Origin of the sequence: Jongsikchunia kroppenstedtii DSM 45133, assembly GCF_000380485.1 — a bacterium.
Lineage (GTDB): Bacteria > Actinomycetota > Actinomycetes > Mycobacteriales > Mycobacteriaceae > Jongsikchunia > Jongsikchunia kroppenstedtii.
Map to the genome: position 1 here is coordinate 133,633 of NZ_AQYG01000049.1, position 6,641 is coordinate 140,273.

8 protein-coding genes are annotated in these 6,641 nt (G+C 67.7%); 2 read left to right on the forward strand and 6 right to left on the reverse strand.

Annotated features, from left to right (window positions below; translation table 11 throughout):
• Window positions 1-10: 10 nt before the first annotated feature.
• Window positions 11-982, reverse strand: coding sequence for a bifunctional riboflavin kinase/FAD synthetase (locus G341_RS0114825; RefSeq protein WP_081622557.1), 972 nt, complete (start codon window positions 980-982; stop codon window positions 11-13).
• 83 nt (window positions 983-1,065) lie between these two features.
• Here G341_RS0114825 and G341_RS0114830 point away from each other — a divergent pair, with 83 nt between their 5' ends.
• Together G341_RS0114830 and G341_RS0114835 are read left to right on the forward strand one after the other, a co-directional pair.
• Window positions 1,066-1,773, forward strand: coding sequence for a metal-dependent transcriptional regulator (locus G341_RS0114830; protein WP_155826983.1), 708 nt, complete (start codon window positions 1,066-1,068; stop codon window positions 1,771-1,773).
• A 16-nt stretch (window positions 1,774-1,789) separates the two neighbouring features.
• A complete protein-coding gene (locus G341_RS0114835; protein WP_018179944.1) occupies window positions 1,790-2,533 on the forward strand; it encodes a sulfite exporter TauE/SafE family protein in 744 nt (247 codons plus the stop codon).
• A 118-nt stretch (window positions 2,534-2,651) separates the two neighbouring features.
• Here the strand turns inward: G341_RS0114835 and truB are convergent, their stop codons facing one another.
• The 5 genes from truB to G341_RS0114860 all read right to left on the reverse strand — a co-directional run bounded on the left by truB (window position 2,652) and on the right by G341_RS0114860 (window position 6,619).
• Complete coding sequence (gene truB / locus G341_RS0114840) at window positions 2,652-3,560, reverse strand: tRNA pseudouridine(55) synthase TruB (RefSeq protein ID WP_018179945.1); 909 nt, start codon at window positions 3,558-3,560, stop codon at window positions 2,652-2,654.
• 2 nt (window positions 3,561-3,562) lie between these two features.
• Entirely contained in the window at window positions 3,563-4,222 is a 660-nt protein-coding gene (locus G341_RS0114845; protein WP_018179946.1) for a 4'-phosphopantetheinyl transferase family protein, read from the reverse strand.
• A complete protein-coding gene (locus tag G341_RS0114850) occupies window positions 4,219-5,205 on the reverse strand; it encodes a metallophosphoesterase family protein (protein ID WP_018179947.1) in 987 nt (328 codons plus the stop codon). Before G341_RS0114850 ends, G341_RS0114845 begins: the two co-directional genes overlap by 4 nt.
• 15 nt (window positions 5,206-5,220) lie before the next feature.
• Entirely contained in the window at window positions 5,221-5,511 is a 291-nt protein-coding gene (locus G341_RS22170; RefSeq protein WP_043451632.1) for a hypothetical protein, read from the reverse strand.
• A gap of 79 nt (window positions 5,512-5,590) precedes the next feature.
• Entirely contained in the window at window positions 5,591-6,619 is a 1,029-nt protein-coding gene (locus G341_RS0114860; protein ID WP_026303710.1) for an alpha/beta hydrolase, read from the reverse strand.
• Between the last annotated feature and the right edge of the window lie 22 nt (window positions 6,620-6,641).

The window sequence follows — 6,641 nt, forward strand, 5'->3', positions numbered from 1 at the left end:
GGCCGACAGCTCAGGCCAGAATGTCGCGCGTCTTCTTCACGTCGTCGGCGATCGCATCGATCAGCTCGTCGATGGAATTGAACTTCACCATCCCACGGATGCGATGCACGAAATCGACGGCGACATGCTGGCCGTACAGGTCGGCGTCGGTATCGAGGACGAAGGCCTCGATGGTGCGGGCCCGGCCGGAGAACGTCGGGTTGGTGCCGACCGAGACGGCGGCCTGGTAGGTCTCCCCCGGCACGACCTCGCCGACCTTCGACCCCGCGCCGAGGACTCGGAATCGGGCCGCATACACGCCATCGGCGGGTACCGCGGAGTACATCGGGGGCGCCAGGTTCGCCGTCGGATAGCCGAGTTCGCGGCCCCGACCGTCGCCGCGGACGACCACGCCCTCGACCCGGTGCGGGCGGCCCAGCGCCTCGGCCGCCGCGGTCATGTCGCCGGCATCGACGCAGGACCGGATATACGTGGAGCTGAACGTCACGGAGTGATCGGTGTCGGGGTTCTCGCCGACCAGCTTCACGGCCTCGACGCCGAACCCGAACCGCTCGCCCAGTTGTCGCAGCGTGTCGACGGTGCCGGCGGCCTTCTTGCCGAAGGTGAAGTTCTCGCCGACCACGACCTCCGCGGCATGCAGCCGCTCGACCAGCATCTGATGGGCGAAGTCCTTCGGCGAATAGGAGGCCAGCGCCGGGGTGAACGGCATCACGCAGAAGACGTCGATACCCATCTCCTCGGCGAGCTCGGCCCGCCGGGCCAGCGTCGTCAGCTGCGGCGGATGACTACCGGGCCGCAGCACCTCGACGGGATGCGGATCGAAGGTCATCAAGACCGCGGGCAGTCCCCGCTGTTTCGCTATTCGGGTAGCGGTTTCGATCAATTGAGCATGACCACGATGGACGCCGTCGAAGACGCCAATGGTCACCACACATCGGCCCCAATCGGCCGGAACTTCCTCGAGCCCACGCCAGCGCAGCACGGTTGCCAGAATACGACCCGCCAGAACCGGTGACCACTCGGGAGGCAAAGACGCCCTAAGCTCGAATGGTGCCCGCTTCACGAATGACGCCTGTGCCACACGAGAGTGGATCTCAGGCGTCCGGTCCTGCCGTCACCGATCTGTCGGCGGTGACCCAGGACTATCTGAAGGTGATCTGGACCGCCCAGGAGTGGTCCGAGGCCAAGGTGACGACCAAGATGATCGCCGAGAAACTCGGGGTCTCGCCGTCGACGGCATCCGAGGCGATCAAGAAGCTCGGCGAGCAGAATCTGGTCGACCATCGCCGCTACGGCTCGATCACGCTCACCGACTCCGGTCGCCAGGCCGCGGTCCTGATGGTCCGTCGCCACCGGCTCCTGGAGACCTACCTGGTGCGCGAGCTCGGCTACGGCTGGGACGAGGTGCACGACGAGGCCGAGATCCTCGAGCACGCGTTGTCGGACCGGTTGATGGCGCGGATCGACGCCAAGCTCGGTCACCCGATCCGCGATCCGCATGGCGACCCGATCCCCGCGCTGGACGGGTCGGTCCCCGCGCCCGCCGCCAATCGCCTGTCCGACCTGGCCGCCGGCGAATCTGGCCGCGTCGCCCGGATCGCCGACAACGACCCCGACATGCTGCGCTACTTCGACTCCGTCGGCATCGCGCTGGACCGCACGGTGACCGTCCGCGAGCAGCGACCGTTCGCCGGGACCGTCTGCATCAGCATCGACGACGGCGATCCGATCGACCTGGGCGACATTGCCGCCCAATCGATCTGGCTGGTCTAGCGAGCCGTCACCGAACGTGGGCGGCTGGGAGTATCCGTATCTCGTCGTCGCCGGATATTTCGCCGGGCTGATCGGCTACATCACCGGGCTGGCGTCGATCGTCTCGTATCCGGCGCTGCTGGCGATCGGCCTGCCGCCGGTCGCCGCCAACGTCACCAACACCGTGGCACTGGTCGGCGTCGGGGCCGGGTCGATGACCAATTCGGCGACCGAGCTCCGGCATCATCCGCGGCGAAACCTGGTGCGCGACGCGGTCATCAGCGTCGTGGGTGGGGTGCTCGGCGCGATACTGCTGCTGGTGAGTTCGGCGGGCAGCTTCCAGGCGGTGGTGCCCTACCTGATCGCCGTGGCATCGCTGGCGGTGGTCGCCCAGCCGTCGCTGCGCCGGCTCGCGGGCGATCGAACGTTTCCCATCGCCTATCCGGCAGGCCTGCTGGCGGTATCGGTGTACGGCGGCTATTTCGGCGCCGGTGCCGGCGTCATGCTGCTCGCCCTGGTCCTGGTGAGCACGAGCGAATCCTTCTGGCGGGCCGGGATTCTCAAGTCGTTCCTGCTGGGTCTGTCGAATCTGGTCGCCGCGATCGGGTTCGCCTTCTTCGGTCCGGTGCACTGGCTGCCCGCTCTGGTGATGGCGGTCGGCGCGTTCCTCGGCGGCTGGTGCGGGCCACCCGTCGTGCGGCACAGCAATGAACGGCTGCTGCGCTACTTGGTCGCCGTATGCGGCCTCGGCCTGGCGATCTGGCTGGCTGGCGCCAGCTGAACGACCGGCTGCGTTATGACGAAGTCCCGCATACAAAAGCGGTATTGCGGGACTCCGTCAACCTTGCCGAATCGTCCAGCTGATCACCAGCCAGAAATTTGGAGACCATCGGCGATGCTCAATCGCGCAGTGTCGCCGGCCGCACGACCATGACGGAGCTGGCGCGTTTGCCCTTCTCCCGCAGCAGCGCGATCGTGTGCCCGTTCGGCGCCACCGCAGCGTAGACGTCCGGCATGCCGATCGGCTCCAGCCAGCGGCCCTGGCTGATCGATTCGGCTTCCGCGTCACTGATCTGCCGCTGCGCGAACGCGACTCGCGACGCCTCGTCCACATCCAGGCTGACGACCGGGTCGTCGGCCAGCTCGTCGAGCGTGCGCACATGCTGCAGGCCGAATGGCCCGACGGCGGTACGCCGCAACGCGGACAGGTGGCCGCCGACACCGAGCGCGGCACCGAGGTCGCGGGCCAACGACCGGATGTAGGTCCCCGACGAGCAGTCCACCTCGACGTCGAGGTCGAGGTGGTCGCCGACGCGCCGGGTGTCGCGAATCTCGAAGCGCGAGACCGTGACCCGACGAGACTTGAGCTCGAAATCGGTGCCCTCGCGCACCAGCTTGTGCGCCCGCTGGCCGTCGACCTTGATCGCGCTCACCTTGGCCGGCACCTGGTCGATGTCGCCGGTGAGATCGGCGACCGCCGTCGCGATCGCCGCATCGGTCACCCCGGACGCGTCGGCGCTCTCCAGGATCTCGCCGTCCGCGTCGTCGGTGTCGGTCACCGCGCCCAGCCGGATCGTCGCCGCATACGATTTCGTCGTCAGCGAGAGCAGGCCGAGCATCTTGGTGGCCCGTTCGATGCCGAGGACCAGCACGCCGGTCGCCATCGGATCCAGGGTGCCGGCATGGCCGACCCGCCTGGTGTTGAACAGCTTTCGGCATCGCGCCACCACATCGTGGCTGGTGATGCCGCTCGGCTTGTCGACGATCAGCAGCCCGGCGCCGACCAGACCCGTCTTCTCCGAGGCCATGACTACGCCAGCGTGATCGCGGTGAGGATGAACCCGTTGTCGATCACCCAGCGGCCCTCGAACTCGGTCAGTGGCGCCCCGCCGTCGATGGTGGTGCCGTCCACGAGCAGCTTCGACCGGAAGGTCCCGGCGGTGTCGTCGGTACGCTCGAAGGTGATGTGCGCCTCCTCGAAACCCAGCCAGCGTTCGGTCAGCGGGAACCAGGCCTTGTACGTGGTCTCCTTGGCGCAGAACAGCACTCGGTCCCAGTGCACATCGTCGCCGGCCGCGGCCGCGATGAACTCGCGCTCCGGCGGCAGCGAGGTGTGCTCGAGCACGCCGTCGGGCAGCACATCATGCGGCTCGGCATCGATGCCGACCGACCGCACGGCCAGCTTGTGCGCGACGGCCGCCGCCCGGTAGCCGTCGGTGTGGGTGATCGTGCCGACGACCTCGCGCGGCCACAGCGGCTGCCCCTTCTCGCCGCGCAGGATCGGGCCGGTCGATACGCCCAGCCGATCCAGCGCGCCGTGCGCCAGGGTGCGGGCGGTGACGAATTCGTTGCGGCGCTTGGCGACGGCCCGCGCGACGATCGCCTCCTCGGCGGGCAGGACGGACAGCCCCGGCGGGTCGGCGAACGCCTCGGCGACCTCGATTCCCGCGCCGAACAGCCGCTCGATCACTGATCCTCCTCCTCGGCGGATCCCGCCGACTTCGCTATCGCCGCGTTGCGGCGTTCGGCCAATCGCTGCGCCATCTTCTCGGCGCGCTCCCGGTCCTCTGGCTTGACCTGGAACCGCACACCGTGGAACGGCAACGACTCCTCCGTCGCGCCGTCACTCGGAACAATCTGCCGCACAAAGGGTTCCGGCATACCGCGTCGCTTCCATTCGCGCGGATAGCCCACCGACACCTCGTCGAAACGCACCCCGTCATACCAGGTGGTGCGCGGGATGTGCAGGTGGCCGTACACACAGCAGACCGCACCGTAGCGGGTATGCCAGTCGGCCGTCAGTTCGCTGCCGCACCACAGCGCGAACTCCGGGTAATGCAGCACGTCAGTCGGTTCCCGTCGCAGCGGCCAGTGGTTGATCAGCACCTTCGGCTCGGCCGGATCGAGCATCCCGAGACGCGCCTGCGTCTTCTCGATCCGGGCCCGACCCCAGGCGTCCCGGGTGGGATACGGCTCCGGCGACAGCAGGAACTCGTCGGTGGCGACCACGTTGCGTTCGCGGGCCAGCGCCAGCGCCTGCAGCTTGTTCGTAGTGCCGTCGGGCCGAAAGGTGTAGTCGTACAACAGGAACATCGGCACGATTCGCACCGGCGCCGACCCGTCCTGCGCGTCGAACACGGGATACTCGTCTTCCGGAGTCAGCACACCGAGGTTGCGGCATTCAGCCACCAGATACTCGTAGCGCGCCACGCCATGGATCTGCATCGGATCCTTGGCGGTGGTGTACAGCTCGTGATTGCCGGGCACCCAGATCACCTTGGCGAACCGGGCTCGCAGGCGACGCAGCGTGTCCAGGATGTCGTCGGTGCGCTCGGCGACGTCGCCCGCGACGATGAGCCAGTCCCCGGGGTCGGTCGGGCTGATCCGGTCGATGAGATTCTCGTTGCCCTTGTGTGCGACGTGCAGGTCACTGATCGCCCACAGTGTCGGCATATACGTTGCTCCCTATCAGTAGCGGCCGGGCAGCCCGTTCATCGGATTCCACGGGCAGGGCGGCATCGCCGCCGTTCCCCAGCCGTGGCCGGGCACATAGGCCGAGCCGGTGACCGTCGTGCCGCCGGGGCACCACGTGGTGGCGGTGCCGAATCCGGGTAGATCACCTGAGTTGTAGCAGACGTATCCCGTGCAGACGACATTCGGTGGTGTCGGCGCGGCGCCGGCCACTCCGGTCCCGAGGATGATGCCGCCGCTCGCGACGATGGCCGCGAGAGCCACTGCATATGCCTTACCGATGGTCATCGCCAACCTCGATTCGTCCGCTGCCTCCGGCCGCGGTTTTGTCGACCCTGCATTCGGAATCTACGCCGGACGGACGCTCTCAGGCACCGATCGACGCCGCCAGGCGCGGCCACCAGCGGTGCAGATCGGCCTGCCAGTAGCCCCAGGAATGGGTCCCGGTCGGGTTGAAGTGGAAGGTGGCCGGGATGTTCAGCTGCTGCAACCGCGTCTGCAGTGCGTGGGTGCACTGGTTGATCGCGCCCTCGAGCACTCCGCCGACCGCGATCTGGTTGGCCAGCACCGCCGGGTCGCCGTCGATGTTGGGCCCGCTCAAGGTGTCGTACGGACCGGGCAGCCCGCTGCCGCTGGCGATGTAGAGGTCGATTCCGCGCAGCTTCTCCGCATTGATCGTCGGGTCGTTCGCCCGCCACAGCGGCCCGCCGATCGGTCCCCACATGTTCTCGACGCTGCCGCCGCCGCGCGATTCGACGACCAGCCGCACGTAGGTCTGGCCGGGCTCGGTATCGGTCTGCGCGCAGCCGCTGAAGGCCGACACCGCCTTGTACAGCTTCGGCGCGTGCTCGGCCAGCGCGAGCGTCGACGTGCCCGACATGGAGAGCCCACCCAGCGCGTTGGTGCCGTTGGCATCCAGCGCCGCGTCGGCGATCGGCGGCAGCTCCTTGGTGAGGAACGTCGTCCATTTGTTGGTGCCCAGCTTGGGATCGGTCTTGAGCCAGTCGGTGTAGTAGCTGTACTTGCCGTCGCGCGGGATGATCACGTTGACGTTCTTGTCGCCGAAGAACGAGGCGATGTCGGTCTGCGACTCCCAGTCGGACTCGGCGACCTGGCCGCCGCCCGCGCCGTTGAGCAGATAGAGGGTCGGGCGCGGTGCCGAGGTATTCGCCGGACGCAGGACATCGAGCTGGATCACCCGGTTCATCGACTGCGAGTAGACGTACATCGTCCACATCTTGAAACTGTTCTTGACGATGTGGTCGAGTCGCGACGGCCCGGCCGGCTCGGCGGTGGCAGTGGTGCTATTCGCAAGCAGTGCGACGACGGTGGCCACGGCGACGGTGAGCGCAGTCAATGCCGCCTTCGTCCTCCGATTGGCCCCGGCTCGCATCATCCGGCCGTCATCGACCATGGGT

Coding starts and splice junctions, on each gene's coding strand:
- G341_RS22170 (WP_043451632.1), bottom strand. CDS start 5,511: ATGACCATCGGTAAGGCATATGCAGTGGCTCTCGCGGCCATCGTCGCG.
- G341_RS0114850 (WP_018179947.1), bottom strand. CDS start 5,205: ATGCCGACACTGTGGGCGATCAGTGACCTGCACGTCGCACACAAGGGC.
- truB (WP_018179945.1), bottom strand. CDS start 3,560: ATGGCCTCGGAGAAGACGGGTCTGGTCGGCGCCGGGCTGCTGATCGTC.
- G341_RS0114830 (WP_155826983.1), top strand. CDS start 1,066: ATGACGCCTGTGCCACACGAGAGTGGATCTCAGGCGTCCGGTCCTGCC.
- G341_RS0114860 (WP_026303710.1), bottom strand. CDS start 6,619: ATGATGCGAGCCGGGGCCAATCGGAGGACGAAGGCGGCATTGACTGCG.